The sequence below is a fragment of the Dictyobacter formicarum genome (genome assembly GCF_016587435.1).
The window spans coordinates 108,162-122,792 of the sequence record NZ_BNJJ01000001.1; the positions used below are offsets into that span (position 1 = coordinate 108,162).

Genomic DNA, 14,631 nt, shown 5'->3' on the forward strand with positions numbered 1-14,631 from the left:
CACCCCGGATGACCGGCTTAGGAGCGGTGCTGAACAACGGAGCGTAAATGGACACGTTCAAGTAGTGATGCCGCCTGCTCACAGAAGGTCCAGAAAAAAGAGACCTGTGAGCCAGAGCGAGCTAGATCTTTATCCATGCGCTCCAGCGAGGCAAACCAGGATATGGGGTTGACAATTCTCAGGCATAGTACGCCAAACGATTGGTCGTCAGCCTTCAAAGGGATCAAGCGCAGAGTCGTAATTGGCGGCACAGCCTTTATAATAGCTCTAGCTATTATAAGACCTTTTGAGCACCACAGGCGCGTAGCGTCAGGGGCCGCAAGCGCGAAAAGTATGGCATTCAGGCGCACTCTAAGGGTAATGGAAAAAGGCTCAATATTTGTTCAAAATTTTCCCGAAACACTCAAAAATCATGGAGGAGATAACAGGTATCAGCCATATTTTGAATCTGATCGTTGAGGAACATAATAATTGGTCAAAAAACACATAAATTATGCATAAAAATATCCATTGAAATGCACAAGAAAGCATGCTATAACAGAAGAACAATTTTTGTAAAAGACTATCAGAAATAAGGATTTGTCTATGCATTCACAGGACCCGCCTCGCCTGATTGATTTCCACAGTCATTATTATGATGAGGGTTGGCTGCCTCTGCCTACACCACAAGGATCGAGCAGCATTGCACGTGCCTGGCCTCTTCTTACGAATATCGATGCTCAACTGGCTGCCATGGATGTGGCTGGTATCGATGCTAAAGTGATTAGTGCGCCAGCCAGCACGATCGTTTCACCGGTCGAGCAGCTACCAATGGTTTTGATGGAGCGCATCAATGATCAGATAGCTGAGTTGGTGGCACGCTATCCACAGCGCTTGCTCGGACTGGCAACCATCGATGCCTTTCAGGGTAAAGCGGCGGCCCGTGAGGTTGTACGCGCAATAAAAGAACTGCATCTATCTGGTATTTGTATCGATTGTTCACAGGGTGGCCATTATCTGAACGCCCCACAAGTGCGCCCGGTATTTGAAACCGCGTCCGAACTGGACATAACTATCTTTATCCATCCAGTTAGTCCATCGGGACTTACAGAGCGGTTGGCACATATAGGCCACACAGGCACGCTTCTGGCCCGAGGCACAGAGAACGCGGCCAGCATCCTGACACTGCTGCGTAGCGGTATTCTAGACAAATATCCCCGCCTGAAAGTTGTCCTGCCCATGATCGGAGTGGCGGCTCTTATCTTCGCCGGCATAGCCGAACAGGAATATATCCATGATGACGGCTGGAAAGGTTCGGCGCCAGCTATTGCACGCAAAAACCTGTATATTGACACGATGGGCTTTGATCTCCCAACACTGCGCTTCGTTCTGGATCTGCTGGGCCCTGAACATCTTCTCATCGGCAGCGATTGGCCAATTATGCCAATCACAACCCGCCGACGCGTTGACGAGCTACTGGCCAATCTAAATCTGACCGAAGCACAAAAAGCGGCCGTGCTTAGTGGCAATACAGAACGGCTGCTCACGCCAGGCGCAAACTGAGCAGTTCTTCTTTCAGGGTTCCAACGAACGCAATCCGCTAGGAGAGAGAGCCAAAGCGTTGCATATGCTGACGCTCTCGCTTCAGCGCATCGGCAGGGAAGGGCTTTTCACCACCAATGGAGCGCGCATCCAGCGTCATCTCGGCTGCTTCTTCCATAATAATGATCAACTGCGTTGCGGCCTGGATGTCTCGGCTAAACGCTAGCAGGCCATGATTCCCCAACAAGACGGCAGGAACCAGAGGATGGGCGCGCAACTGCGCCACAATATTGTTGATCGACTCCTCAGAACCGCGAGGCGCCCAATCAGCCACCGGAATATCCTCAACGATCCCAAAACGTAACATGGCCTCATAAACACAGGGGAGTGGCTGGTTGGCCAGGGCAAAACTGGTTACGCGGGGCGAATGGGTATGGATAACGGCATGCACATCCCGGCGCTCACGATAGACGCAAGCATGCATGCCAACAATCTCGCGCGTCGTTGGATCTAGCTCGCCCTCGACGATCTCACCATCAAAAGTTACCACTACCAGTTGTTCGGGCAGCAAATGAGCGATATGGCTGATCGAGGTAATCAACATGAGATCTTCCCCTGGCAAGCGAACGCTCATATTACCATGTCCACTGCGAGAAAGTGCACCCGCTTGCGTAAGGCGGCGGGCCGCTCCAATCACCTGCTCTCGCACCTCGCTATAGCTTAATGATGCCATTTCATCCCTCTCAATCCTTATTGTTTCCTGCTCTCTTCTTCGATCCTAAACATAACGCAGGAACAAGTATTTGCCAAACTAAGCAAAAGAATAGTGGTAAGATTGAAGTATGTTCAGTTTTTTGTGTGTTGCACATATCGTGTATAAATACCTGTCCCCCCTACAGTACATAAAATATCTTTGGCCGGATCATAGGTCATATCACCCTGCTTCCGCAACTGCATTTCAGCAGAAGTCGGCAGCAGAGATAATGTACTTTTATCTGGTACCTTTGTGAGCGGATAGCCAAAATGTTGGAACACCTGCTGCGGATGATCACATATCTTTTGCAGACCAGTCATCAATGTGGTCTCACGATTATGGATAGTCTGTACGGCTTCAGTTTCATCTGGCATCGGGAGCAGCCAGACCGTTGCAAGCAGGCAGAAAATAAGCAAAATACCTGCGACACGCCAACGATGCTGTCGCAGACGGTATATGGCTTTAAACATGCTGAGTCGACAACGCACCATCCATCGATCGAGTTCGTCGGGTGCCCCACCGAGAGATTTAGAGTTTCTTGCTCCCAGTGGAGAGGAGAAGCCACGAAAAGAGTATTTCATTGCATGTTATCCTCTCTAGCTTGCTAGATAAAACCAGAGGGTTAGCCAGGTGGCTTGATAGGTTTTACGCTTTCAAGAAGTATATAGGGCTAAAAAGTACATCGGCCTTAAAATAATAATAATATAAAAAGTTCTAGAATGGTAGATATTAGTATAGCCTGCACTAATATTCACCATTCTGTAGCTTTTATTCACAAAACGCCAGCATCAATCACTTTTGATTTCGCCACTCTCCAACTGGCTCTGAATCAATGTGGAGTAGAAGCCACCCAGGCTTGAGAGTTCGCGATGTGTGCCACGCTCGATAATTTTGCCTTGATCTAGAACCAGGATCTGATTGGCGTTGCGAATGGTGCTTAAGCGATGGGCAATGATGATCTGCGTACAGGCGAACTTGCGCAGGTTGCGCTCGACTGCCGCTTCGGTGACTACATCCAGACTACTGGTGGCTTCGTCCAGCATTAAAATGGCGGGAGCGGTAGCGATCGCTCGCGCCAGTGCAATGCGCTGGCGCTGGCCGCCAGACATTGCACTACCGCCTTCCGAGACAAAGGTCTCGTATTCCATTGGCATACGCATAATATCATCGTGCAGCGAGGCGATCTGGGCGGCTTTAATCACGCGCTCCATACTCATCGAGGGATCATTGAAAGCGATATTTTGCCGCACCGAGCCGCTGAAGATGTTGGCCTCTTGCATGACGACTCCAAATTGCGAGCGTACCGCCTGATAATTCATCGCGCTGAGCGGGATATTATCATAAAAAATCTCGCCCTCGGTTGGTAGATACAGGCCAAGCATTAACTTGCCCAGCGTCGTCTTGCCTGATCCTGATTTACCTACCAGCGCTATTTTCTGGCCGGCGGCAATATTGACATAAATGTTTTTCAAAACAGGAGGCGAGTTTGGATCATATTGAAAGGACACGCCTTCCAGGCGTACGCTACCATATAAGCGTGGCGGCAACTTGACCGCCGTCACGTCCTGCTCCGGTATGGCATCCATCACATCCGAGATACGCTCAAGATGAGCCTGAATATACTGCAAGGTCTGTGCGCTGTTAATCAAGGAAGACAGTGGTGTCAGGAAAGCGATGGCCAGCGCATTCAGGGCCAGCATCGTGCCAACGGACAATTGATTATTGAGCACCTGAACTGTACCTACCCAGAGCAATAAAAATGGGGCCAGCGAAGAAAGGGAACCCATAGCGGTTGAGATGATTGAGGAGATGTAGTTGCGCCGGGCAGATACATTCATTTGTTCAAAAAAGAAATTGGACCAGGTGCTACGAGCCCGCTGTTCAGCACCCGCCGCCTTTAACGAGATGATCCCTTTGAGGACCTCTGTGAAGTAGCCCTGGGCTTTGCCGCTGGCAATCAGTTCCCGCCGCGCCAGCTCGTGCACTGGGCGAGCGGTCCAGAGCAATAACACTCCTTGTAGCGCGCCAATCAAAAGCACAATAAAGGCGATAAAGGGAGAGGCGGTTAACAGGATAAAAAAGTAGACCAGCACAAACACTCCGTCCAGGGCCGTGGAGATGAGTTGATTACCGATGGCATCGCGAATCACCAGGTTGCTGCTCAATCGTGAGATAATATCGCCGCTGGAACGCTGTTGAAAGAAGCGTAAGGGCAGCTTAAGCAGATGATCAAAAAAATTGAGCATCATTTCCATGTCCAGCCGTGCCTGCAGATACGCTAACACGGTGGCGCGCAACAGAGTGGTGACAGTCTGTGAAATAATAAGCAGCAGGAGGCCAATACTCACCAGGGTCAGACCATCACGTAACTTCAAAGGCAGAATCTGGTCCACTACGATCTCGGTAAAGATTGGCACCACCAGGCCAAAGACCTGCAATAACAGCGAGGCCAGCAGGATCTGCCCCATCGCGCCCGGAGCCAGTCCCAGGTAGCGTGTTATATATGCACGCAAGTTTACACGCTGCAGTGGTGCCGTTTCCGTCGAGAAATCCGGCCCCGGCTCCATCATAATCACGATGCCAGTAAAGCTGCGGTCGAACTCTTCTCCAGTCACACTACGCCGCCCGCTGGCAGGGTCTACCAGTTGCACAGCATCAGGGGTCCAGCGCTCAACGATCAGGAAGTGGTTAAATTCCCAGTGGACGATCGCGGGAAGCTTGACATTGCTGAAGTCATTCTCTTGGAGAGAGATGGCTCGTACCTTTAAACCAAAGGCCCGGCCAGACTTTACCAGAGCCAGCGCAGTAAGGCCATCGCGCCCCACGCCACAAAACTCTCGCATCTCAGCAACAGTGGTCTTGCGCCGATAGTAGCTCATGATCATCGCCAGACAAGCCGCCCCACACTCTACTGCCTCCATTTGCTGCAAAGGAGGAACCCGGCGCTTATGCCTATATCTTTTCGTCGGTGCGGCTGGAACCTCCACTTTGGGAGTAGGTGGAGGAGTTTGCACTTGAGGAGGAGCCTGAACCGCAACCTGCCCCTGGTCCTGGTCACGAGCCATTGCCGCCTGTAGAAAAAATGCCTGGGTCATCATCGTTTTCTCACGATGGTCCATCAAATCCTGTACTTCAGGCGCAATCGGCTGATTTGGATCCCGTAAATCCGCCAGGTAGGCAGAGCGGCGCTTGCCAGATTGCAAAATCGAGGCATCCAGATCATTAGCTTTATTGCTCACTTAGTCCCCCTCACAAATTGACCAATGCCAGGAATCAACGCCAGCACAGGTCGGGTCCCCACCTGTATTTGAGCGCTTATAACACTTCCTGCAAATGCCTTCAACGATAGCGCTGGAACCATTTTGATCCTGGCTACAATTGATGGCTCCTGGACTACGCTCCAACCATTGCTTCCTGGATTAAACTGCTGGCGTATATCGGCTGGCGCCAGCACCTTCTGCGTTACACTCTCCACCGTCGTCGTGAAATCAGGTCCGTTGATCCCAACATGGACGCGCACAGGCATGCCCACCTGTACCACATTCAACTGACTGGCCGGTATAAAAATGTACATACCTGCAGCTTCTCGAGCCGTCTTCTGTCCCAGCACAATACCCGAAGTGGTAGCGAAAAGTGGAATCTGACCAAACCAGGAAACCACCACCGCGACTAACAATACGGCCAGCGCGCCCCATAGCACGGCGGCCGTGCGCAAAGAAATCAAGCGCGGCAATACTGTTTCTTGCTGCTGCTGCTGCGAATAATACTTTAATGCACGCTCACGATATGGAGAAGGCCTGGTAGACATGCCCTATCCCTTCCCTCTGCTAGATATTTCCCAACAATGCTTTGTTCTATAAACGCCCGGCATGTCAGTTTTTAAGCAATTAATATCCTACAACACTAATGCTTTTCTACATCTCGCGTCAATAGATAGAAATATGTATTTTCACTGAACACACGCTCCCTCTTCAGTAAATGTCAATCAGGCCGAACATTATTAGTAGCAAGACAGACAAGGATTAAAAAGCAAGTAAAGACTGAATAGTCCTATACCTATGCTTTTTTTCTACAGCGCAAATGAACAGCTTCAGCGACGAAGCTGCTTCAGTGTGCCTTATGTCTACTAACCGTAGAAATTGTTCAGCTCTTTAGATAGAGGCCTGAACGCTAAGGAGATTTTTTAACATGCCTAAAGAAGAGTCAATGAATATTGAACGGTACATGCAAGGTTTAAAATTTCCGGTTCAACGAGCAGAAATTGTCAATTGTGCCCGCAAACAGGGTGCTGACGAGCAAATCTGCCGTCAGTTGAATAAGTTGCCTAACCTGCACTATCGCTCGGTCAATGAAGTGAACCGCGATTGGCAGCAAATCTGTAATGAGTCAAAAGCCAGCCGTAACTAATACACGCACGCCACTGTTTCCGTTTTTTCTAAAAAAGGTGCCTGATAGATACAATTTTGCATCTGCCAGGCACCTTTGATATATCCATCTATGCTGAGTGCCAGACTCCCATAATCATGGGAATCATGTTATGCGCCAGTCTGGGGACGCTGACGCTCCCAATTCTTTTTATGTTGGTGCAAAAAGTGCGCTGCGCGCACTTTTTGCACCAACATAAAAACCTCTTTTGAGCTCCGCAGGAGCGTAGTGTGAGGCGAAGAGACCACGATGGGCGTGGGAGTCAGACACTTCTATCTTTATCAATGTGAAGCCGACAGCGGCTTGACCGGTCCAACTTTCTGGATGGTCTCTTGCAACTGCTGCTGCACATCCTTCATGGCCGTAGCCGGATCGACTTTGCCAGTACTATAGACGGGCGATAACACATTGGAAATGACACTATCAAACTGGCCATAGCTGATCGCCAGGTGGTTGATCGATTCCCGGCCGTGATCCAGCGATCCCTGGGCCAGCTGAATCAGCTGATCTTTAGATAGCGAGGGCATAATCTTATGTGTATTTTCTGCCCACTCTGGCAGCAATTGCGACCACGGAGGAACGGCCCCGGACGCCTCCATATAGGATTTCGCGCCATGAGCGGGATCACATAACCACTGGATAAACGTCCAGGCCTCCTTTGGATGCCTGGAATCCTTCGACATCATCCAGGGATCGGTAAACAAGACATCTTTGGTGTCATTGCTAAAGTGTGGCAAAGGAGCAACCGCCCAATGGAAGGTGGCTGGTTTGTTCGCCCAAAATCCCCACACACCAGTCATAGACATACCCACTTTACCGCTCAGAAATCCATTGAGCAGGCTGGCATCGGCAGGTAGCGGCGCGATTTGATATTTATACATCAGGTCGCGTTTCCACTGCACCGATTTCTCAACAATTGGATCAGTCGCAGTGGTGGCTGAAACAACGCCATCCTTATAAGTGGACGCCTGAAAATAGTCACCACCAAAGAGCATTGCATTAGCGTTTTCTGGCCATAGGTCATCACTCATGCCATATTGACGATCATTCAAAGATCTACCATGCACCGTCATAGCCTGGGCATCTTTCAGCATGGTATCCCACGTCCAGTTGGGATCATCCCAGTTGGTTGGCGGCATAGGTAAATTGGCCTTCTTGAACATATCTACATTGTAGTAGGTGTAGCTACCGCCCGTCGCGAATGGAATAGCATAGACATGGCCGTTGACACTATATTGATCCAGTAATTGCTGATTCATACCATTGAAGGAAAAATTGCTGGCCTTAATATAAGGGGTCAGGTCAGCGGCAAAGTTACGATAAACCTCATCGGCCCAGCTATTATTGCCCCAGGTGGAAAAAACATCGGCAGGTTCCCATCCAACCTGCATCGTCACCAGTTTCTGGTCGAAGTTAGCACCCGAAGGAACCAGAACCAGCTTGATATGAATATTGGGATGCGTAGCCTCAAACTCATCGACAGCCTTGTATTCCCAGGGGTTAATATTGACATCAGTTCGTACCAGCCACGTCACTGTGGTCCCGCCAGAGAAGGCTTTAGCATTAATACCCAGCACGCTACAGCCGGTGTTGACCAGGATAACCAGACAGAGAAATACACCCAGTATGAGCGTTCTGCTTAACCATTTAAGCATTGATCACCTCACTTAATCGGAACTTGACACGTCCGTACTTGCTTACCTTGCAAATTTGCTCATCTCCATTGCTGCTTATCCGAACCGGGTCGGGCCACGACAATCCCTTGGATGATGTAGCGCTGCGAGAAGAAAAAGACAACAATGCAGGGAATTACCGCGACCAGTGAGGCGGCCATCAATATATTCCATGCGGTGGTACCGTAAGCAGCCGTATACTGGGATAATCCCAGGCTGATTGGGTACAACTCGTTTGTATTCAGGTATATCAATGGACCCATCAAGTCGTTCCAATGGAACATAAAGGAGAAAATGGCGACAGCCGCCAGGGCAGGCTTGGACAATGGGAGGATGATCTGCCACCAGATTACCAGGTGATTGGCTCCGTCCAGTTTGGCGGCCTCCACGACGTCGCGCGAAATACCACGGAAAGCCTGGCGCAACAAAAAGATCAGGTAGGGACTACCAAAGAAGGTGGGCACAATCAATGGGAGATAGGTGTCGATCCAGCCCAGTGAGCGGAACAACAGGAATTGAGGGATGATCAATACTTCGTACGGAATCATCATGGTCGCGAGCACGCAAATAAAGACGATTTCGCGATATTTGAAACGTACGTGGGCAAAGGCGTAGGCCACCAGCGAAGAGGAGAGTATATCTCCAATAATGGTGAGCAAACAATAGGCCGCTGAGTTTCCCATGTACTGAAAAACGGGTACAGCCGTTAGTGCTGTCACAAAGTTTGACCACAGCGGTGGATTAGGAATGATAATGGGCGGAAATGCGCTGACATCCGCCAGCGATTTCAGCGCCGTTGACAACATCCAGGCAACCGGTATCAAGAAGAGAATGGCAAAGAAAATAAGCAAGGCGTAGATGATAACCTTGTTGATACGCTTGCGTAACAGTGCACTTTTCCTGGCAGATTCTACCTGTGTTACTTGCGATGACATATAGTTACTCTCTCTTTCACTAGGCTTCGTAGTACACCAGGCGCCGACTGGCCTGCAGCAGCGCAATCGTTAATGCCAGGATAATTACAAACAGAATCCATGCCTGGCTGGCAGCATAGCCAAATTTAAAGTACTGGAAGGCGTTGTTAAATAGATAGAGTACGTAAAACTCGGAGGCAAAGTTGGGTCCGCCCTGTGTGATCACATATCCCTGTACGAAAACCTGGAAGGCTCCGATGACACCTGTAACCAGGTTCAGAAGGATAGCAGGACTGATCATGGGAATGGTGATGTACCTGAACTTATACCAGCCATTGGAGCCATCGAGGGCTGCTGCCTCATATAGTTCGGGAGGAATACCCTGTAAGGACGCTAGAAATACGATCATGGGACCGCCTAATCCCCATAGGCTCATGATTACAAAAGAAGGAATAACTGTAGCCTCATCCTGGAACCAGAGCAATGATGGCAGGTGAAGGATATTCAATATGTAGTTGGCGATACCGAGATCGGGATTGAAAATCCACTGCCATAAGAGGGAGATGGCGACGCCAGCAATGACGGTTGGCATGTAATAGATGGTGCGAAATAAGCCCAGGAAACGGACGCGCTGATTAAGCAGCAGAGCCAGCAGCAGTGAGCCCACCAGCGCCAGCGGCACCGATAGCACCACATAATATACCGTCACAGCCAGCGATTTCAAGAAAATAGAATCCGCAAATAGGGATGTATAATTCTGCAGGCCAATAAAATTTGGGGCGGTAGACGTTCCTGTGTAATCGGTAAAGCTTAAAATAAACGATGCCACCACCGGGCCGCCGGTAAAAAAAAAGAAAACCAATCACCCATGGTGAGATCAACAGCCAGAAATCCCGAGCTTCCCGAGCCTCTAGCTTACTCTTGTGACTCTGCTGCCTCACCTGCTTCTGGGCGCTTGTGGCCTGCTTAGAGTTGGTGCCGACAGCCTGTACACCAGATGTACTCATGCTCAGTCAACCTCCTTTTACGCTGCAAAACAAACTTCAGCCATAAAAGCTTGAGCCATCAAGAAAGTTAATTTTCTGATGACATGCTAAAAGAGTGGATTGTATGGGCGGATGGGCAAAAAGAAGTGAGAGGTATCAATCTGATGGGCAAATGGAGATACTTTTTATGCATTATACACCTACCTTCGTTAATTAGCGCATCTTCAATGACTGGCTAGAAAGGCCACATAAGTTTGTATGAGTAGGAGAAGCTACCATAAACTTATTTCGCGTGTCCAAACCATGAACACAGCGAAGATATAGTAAAGCATATAAGTAATCATAATGATTTTTCTGTAAAAGTCAATGCTATTTTTCTGCAAAAAATCTTATAATTATGTTATAACAAGAATTTTTCAGGACAGAGAAAAATATTTTGAGTAATATAATATGTGTAGAACGTATTCTGCACCTTAAACAAGCATTCATTGACTTTTTATTTTAGCCATGGTATCAATCTCAATAAGCCAGGTTTTCTGTAATTTTCAGCAGGGAGAAAATACGTGACGCGTTCGGTAACAGTCAAAGACATCGCCCAGATTGCGGAGGTATCGGTCGCAACTGTTTCTAGAGCACTCAACAATCACCAGAGTATAAATGCAGAGGTCAGGCAGCGTGTATTACAGGTGGCGGCAGAGTTGGGATATTTTAAAACCGCTACCCGTCAATCTTCATCTAAACAAAAAGATCTACAGCTTAAGAAAATCTGTTTCCTTTTATGCTATAGCGAATTCAATCAACGCCAGGCCCTTAGCGATCCATTCTGGGCTGGAGTGCTACATGGTGCAGAGACAGAAGCACGCAAATCCAATCTCCAGCTTATTTATCAGGCCATCGATTATCAGGCCTCCTCATACAGCTTGCAGGCGCAAATTCATGAACTGGAAGTGGATGGCATTCTATTGGTTGGTCCTTCTGAGGCAAAGACAATCCAGACCATTCAAGCGGTGAATGTGCCTCTTGTGCTGGTAGATAACCATGTATCAGGATTAACACAAAAAGTTGATACAGTGTTATCTGATAACTATGAAGGTGCCAAACAGGCGACACGCTATCTCATTCAGCAGGGTCATCGACACATTGCCTATGTTAATGGGCACAGCACCACAGACTTCCCGAGCAATATTATTCACTCTTTTATCTGGCGTCAAAAAGGCTATCAGGATGCATTACTGGAAGCGGGACTACCAATCGATAATCAGATTATCTATCAATCATATCAAGATATAACAGCAGTGTGTAAAAATTTCCTTGAGCTGGTGAACCCCCCACGGGCACTGTTCTGTGCCAACGATCCAGTTGCCAGCCGGGTAATTAAAACTTTGCGTAGCCTGGACTTGCACGCGCCTGCAGATTTCTCTATAGTGGGCTTCGATGATATTGATCTGGCAGAGCATTTAGCACCATCACTGACCACCATGCGTGTACATAAAGAGGCTATGGGAGCAGTAGCTGTGCAAACATTGATTGCTCGTGTCAGCAATCCCGAAGCTATTCATATGAATCACATCTTGGATGTCCATCTGGTAATCCGAGACTCAGTACAAACGCTGAGATACTAATAGGTTGTTTCCTTCTATTATAAAGTTTACCAGCAAACTGTAGATTCACCAACTAACGAGCATTGCTCAATTTTTTAGCCAGACTCAACAAAGAATAGAGCAAAATTTGTTGAGGTTAAATATTCTGTGCAAAAAAGGCCGGAAAGTTGTAACCTCAAGCAGATTTTCTGTGTTTTCTTTTGTTAGAGGTAAAAAAATAGAGCCCATTTTTAATCAGGTTTTATTCTATCCAAGGGAGGATTTCTTATTATGATCCACGAGCAACGCGAAGCTCTTGACGAAATGATCATTAAAATGCGATCTGGCCGTCTGACACGCCGTAGCTTTATGCAGCGAGCGGCTGTGATTGGCCTGAGTAGCTCAGCCGCAATGTCGCTATTGGAGGCCTGTGGAGGTAGCTCAAATAGCCAGGGTGGCAATGGGGCGGCAACCAACGTCGTCTGGCAAAGCGATAACGATACCACGAATACCTATCAAGATATCGTCAATACATTTAACAGCACCACCGGTAAACAGAAAGGTATTCACGTTACCTGGCTGAATGGCCCCACCAATACCCAGGACATGCTGACCAAATACAATAATATGTTCCGTGCACGCAGCAGTACCAACGATGTTATCTCCCTCGATATCGTTTATCCTGCCCAGTTTGCCCAACAGCAATGGACTGTGCCGATCGATGAAAGCAAATGGCCATCCAGCGAGCGGGCGAAATATCTACAGGGCCCGATCAAAGGCTGTACCTATAATGGCAAATTGTGGGCCGCTCCTTTCCGTACAGACCTGGGTCTGCTCTATTATCGTAAAGACCTGGTACCAACCCCACCTGCAACCTGGGATGATCTGACCAATACAGCCAAAAGCGTCGCGCCTTCAAAAGTGAAAGATGGCTACGTCTGGCAGGGTTCACAGTACGAAGGATTGGTTTGTGACTTCGTTGAGGTACTCTATGGTTTCGGCGGCTCCGTGCTGGACGCCAATGATGCTACCAAAGTAACCATCAATAGCCCACAGGCCCTGCAGGCTCTGACCTTAATGGTTAGCTGGATTGGCACCATTTCACCTGCCGCTACCACCACGTATACAGAGGATCTGTCACTGGCCGCCTGGGAGCAGGGAAATGCCGCCTTCATGCGTAACTGGCCATATGCCTATGTTAAGAGTAATAATCCTCAGGAGTCGAAGATTCCGGGTAAGTTTGATATCTCTTCTCTGCCACATGGTGGTAGCGAATCCGTTGGTCACTCCGCCATCGGTGGTTGGAACATGGCTATCAACGCTTATTCACAACATCAAGATGAATCATGGCAATTCATCCATTATGCACTGAGCCCCGAGTCTCAGAAGAAGGGTGCTATTGGTGCAAGCTACACTGTCACCCTGCAGAGCATCTATGATGACAAGGATGTGCTGGCCAAGCAGCCTTTGTTTGGCAAGTTAAAACCCATCCTGCAAAATGCGTTGCCTCGCCCTGTCTCACCAAAATACGTGGATGTTTCGGACGCAATTCAGCGCAATGTTTACAAGGCACTGAAGAAGAATGTTTCTCCTGCCGATGCCTTGAAGCAGCTTGAGTCTGACCTGAAGACTGTGGTGTCATCCAAGTAGCTTTTTTGACACTGGCAATGAAGCTTGAGCCTGCTCAGGCTTCATTGTCGGTTCATAAACTGAACTGGCCTCTAATCACTGAATCAAAGATATCGGGCATATGCAACTAATGATGTTTTACGGCCTCTATTATCTTTTTTGAAGTAAAGCGAAAGAGAACATGACAACACAAACAGCTGAAGTAAGCACCAAGAAACCAGCAAAACGAGGACGTAACAAAGACGGCAGTGGAATTATGCCATATATACTGGTATTTCCAACTATTCTGCTTATCCTCGTAATTGCTGTTTATCCGATGCTAGATTCATTGCGCATCAGCATTCTGGATAATCCTTTTATTCCCTCACCCAATGTGGTTGGACTGGGAAACTATACGAGAGTTTTGTCTGATCCAGAGTTCCGGACTTCGATTCTTAATACGGTTGTCTTTACCGTCATCAGTGTGGCACTCGAAACTGTTTTTGGATTGGGTATTGCTCTGCTAATCAATAAAACCTTTCCAGGTCGTGGCCTGGTGCGTGCCGCTATTCTGGTCCCCTGGGCTTTTCCAACCGTCGTTTCCGCTCAGATGTGGTTCCTGATGTACAATGACCAGACAGGTATCATTACCTTTATCCTGCAAGGAATGCACCTACTTAAACCAGGTGATACTTTGATTGGCAGTCCTGCAGGGGTCATTATCGCGGCTCTGATTACCGACATATGGAAAACTACGCCATTTATGGCGCTGCTCATTCTGGCTGGCTTGCAGGTAATTCCAACGGAACTCTATGAGGCCTCGAGTGTGGATGGTAGTACGCGCTGGCAATCCTTCTGGCGTATCACATTGCCACTGCTGCGCGGTCCCTTGATCATCGCGTTGATGTTCCGTACCCTGGATGCTTTCCGTGTCTTCGATCTGTTCTATGTGTTTGGCAAGCGCTCGGTGCAATCAATGTCGACCTATGCCAACTACTTTATGTTTGGCGGAACAGCCAGCGATTTCACGCCTGGCGTTGCGGCCGCGTTCATTGTCTTTCTCTGCGGTATTGTGATCAGCATCATTTATGTTTCGCTGATGGGCGGTACCTTAAAACAAGTGGATTAGGAAACTCTGCTTGAGAGCAGCAAGAAATATACGAGAAGGAG

General features: G+C 48.5%; 14 protein-coding genes. 5 read left to right on the forward strand and 9 right to left on the reverse strand.

Annotated elements, in window-relative coordinates:
• Positions 1–17: 17 nt before the first annotated feature.
• Entirely contained in the window at positions 18–251 is a 234-nt protein-coding gene (locus tag JMI88_RS00475; protein WP_201359796.1) for a hypothetical protein, read from the reverse strand.
• Between the two features lie 334 nt (positions 252–585).
• Between JMI88_RS00475 and JMI88_RS00480 the strand changes: the two genes are divergently transcribed.
• A complete protein-coding gene (locus tag JMI88_RS00480; RefSeq protein ID WP_201359797.1) occupies positions 586–1,542 on the forward strand; it encodes an amidohydrolase family protein in 957 nt (318 codons plus the stop codon).
• A gap of 37 nt (positions 1,543–1,579) precedes the next feature.
• On the opposite strand, the gene JMI88_RS00485 is transcribed toward JMI88_RS00480, so the two are convergent.
• From JMI88_RS00485 to JMI88_RS00500, 4 genes are all read right to left on the reverse strand, one after another.
• Positions 1,580–2,254: a class II aldolase/adducin family protein gene (locus JMI88_RS00485; protein ID WP_201359798.1), complete on the reverse strand. Its 675-nt coding sequence runs from the start codon at positions 2,252–2,254 to the stop codon at positions 1,580–1,582.
• 113 nt (positions 2,255–2,367) lie between these two features.
• Positions 2,368–2,856 (reverse strand): hypothetical protein, encoded by a 489-nt coding sequence (locus tag JMI88_RS00490; protein WP_201359799.1) that lies wholly within the window; start codon positions 2,854–2,856, stop codon positions 2,368–2,370.
• 207 nt (positions 2,857–3,063) lie between these two features.
• Positions 3,064–5,514 carry a peptidase domain-containing ABC transporter gene (locus tag JMI88_RS00495; protein WP_201359800.1) on the reverse strand — a complete coding sequence of 817 codons (2,451 nt, stop codon included), beginning with the start codon at positions 5,512–5,514 and terminating at the stop codon, positions 3,064–3,066.
• A complete protein-coding gene (locus tag JMI88_RS00500; protein WP_201359801.1) occupies positions 5,511–6,083 on the reverse strand; it encodes a hypothetical protein in 573 nt (190 codons plus the stop codon). The genes JMI88_RS00495 and JMI88_RS00500 overlap by 4 nt, the downstream gene beginning before the upstream one ends.
• A 380-nt stretch (positions 6,084–6,463) precedes the next feature.
• Between JMI88_RS00500 and JMI88_RS00505 the strand changes: the two genes are divergently transcribed.
• Positions 6,464–6,682, forward strand: a complete 219-nt coding sequence (locus tag JMI88_RS00505; RefSeq protein WP_201359802.1) for a DUF2795 domain-containing protein — start codon at positions 6,464–6,466, stop codon at positions 6,680–6,682.
• A 299-nt stretch (positions 6,683–6,981) separates the two neighbouring features.
• Here the strand turns inward: JMI88_RS00505 and JMI88_RS00510 are convergent, their stop codons facing one another.
• From JMI88_RS00510 to JMI88_RS00525, 4 genes are read right to left on the reverse strand one after another with little or no spacing between them, the layout of a single operon-like run.
• Positions 6,982–8,355 carry an extracellular solute-binding protein gene (locus JMI88_RS00510; RefSeq protein ID WP_201359803.1) on the reverse strand — a complete coding sequence of 458 codons (1,374 nt, stop codon included), beginning with the start codon at positions 8,353–8,355 and terminating at the stop codon, positions 6,982–6,984.
• Between the two features lie 59 nt (positions 8,356–8,414).
• The gene (locus JMI88_RS00515) at positions 8,415–9,308 is read right to left on the reverse strand and encodes a carbohydrate ABC transporter permease (RefSeq protein WP_201359804.1); all 894 of its coding nucleotides are present in this window, start codon (positions 9,306–9,308) and stop codon (positions 8,415–8,417) included.
• A gap of 19 nt (positions 9,309–9,327) precedes the next feature.
• Complete coding sequence (locus JMI88_RS00520) at positions 9,328–9,996, reverse strand: carbohydrate ABC transporter permease (protein WP_201359805.1); 669 nt, start codon at positions 9,994–9,996, stop codon at positions 9,328–9,330.
• Positions 9,923–10,294: a hypothetical protein gene (locus tag JMI88_RS00525; protein WP_201359806.1), complete on the reverse strand. Its 372-nt coding sequence runs from the start codon at positions 10,292–10,294 to the stop codon at positions 9,923–9,925. Before JMI88_RS00525 ends, JMI88_RS00520 begins: the two co-directional genes overlap by 74 nt.
• A 542-nt stretch (positions 10,295–10,836) precedes the next feature.
• On the opposite strand from JMI88_RS00525, the gene JMI88_RS00530 reads away from it, so the two are divergent.
• From JMI88_RS00530 to JMI88_RS00540, 3 genes are all read left to right on the forward strand, one after another.
• The gene (locus JMI88_RS00530) at positions 10,837–11,895 is read left to right on the forward strand and encodes a LacI family DNA-binding transcriptional regulator (protein ID WP_201359807.1); all 1,059 of its coding nucleotides are present in this window, start codon (positions 10,837–10,839) and stop codon (positions 11,893–11,895) included.
• Positions 11,896–12,144: 249 nt separating this feature from the next.
• Positions 12,145–13,503, forward strand: a complete 1,359-nt coding sequence (locus JMI88_RS00535; protein WP_201359808.1) for an ABC transporter substrate-binding protein — start codon at positions 12,145–12,147, stop codon at positions 13,501–13,503.
• 160 nt (positions 13,504–13,663) lie between these two features.
• Positions 13,664–14,590 (forward strand): carbohydrate ABC transporter permease, encoded by a 927-nt coding sequence (locus JMI88_RS00540; protein ID WP_201359809.1) that lies wholly within the window; start codon positions 13,664–13,666, stop codon positions 14,588–14,590.
• The last annotated feature ends 41 nt before the right edge of the window (positions 14,591–14,631 follow it).

Coding starts and splice junctions, on each gene's coding strand:
- JMI88_RS00505 (WP_201359802.1), top strand. CDS start 6,464: ATGCCTAAAGAAGAGTCAATGAATATTGAACGGTACATGCAAGGTTTA.
- JMI88_RS00490 (WP_201359799.1), bottom strand. CDS start 2,856: ATGAAATACTCTTTTCGTGGCTTCTCCTCTCCACTGGGAGCAAGAAAC.
- JMI88_RS00480 (WP_201359797.1), top strand. CDS start 586: ATGCATTCACAGGACCCGCCTCGCCTGATTGATTTCCACAGTCATTAT.
- JMI88_RS00535 (WP_201359808.1), top strand. CDS start 12,145: ATGATCCACGAGCAACGCGAAGCTCTTGACGAAATGATCATTAAAATG.
- JMI88_RS00525 (WP_201359806.1), bottom strand. CDS start 10,294: ATGAGTACATCTGGTGTACAGGCTGTCGGCACCAACTCTAAGCAGGCC.
- JMI88_RS00540 (WP_201359809.1), top strand. CDS start 13,664: ATGACAACACAAACAGCTGAAGTAAGCACCAAGAAACCAGCAAAACGA.
- JMI88_RS00500 (WP_201359801.1), bottom strand. CDS start 6,083: ATGTCTACCAGGCCTTCTCCATATCGTGAGCGTGCATTAAAGTATTAT.
- JMI88_RS00485 (WP_201359798.1), bottom strand. CDS start 2,254: ATGGCATCATTAAGCTATAGCGAGGTGCGAGAGCAGGTGATTGGAGCG.
- JMI88_RS00515 (WP_201359804.1), bottom strand. CDS start 9,308: ATGTCATCGCAAGTAACACAGGTAGAATCTGCCAGGAAAAGTGCACTG.
- JMI88_RS00510 (WP_201359803.1), bottom strand. CDS start 8,355: ATGCTTAAATGGTTAAGCAGAACGCTCATACTGGGTGTATTTCTCTGT.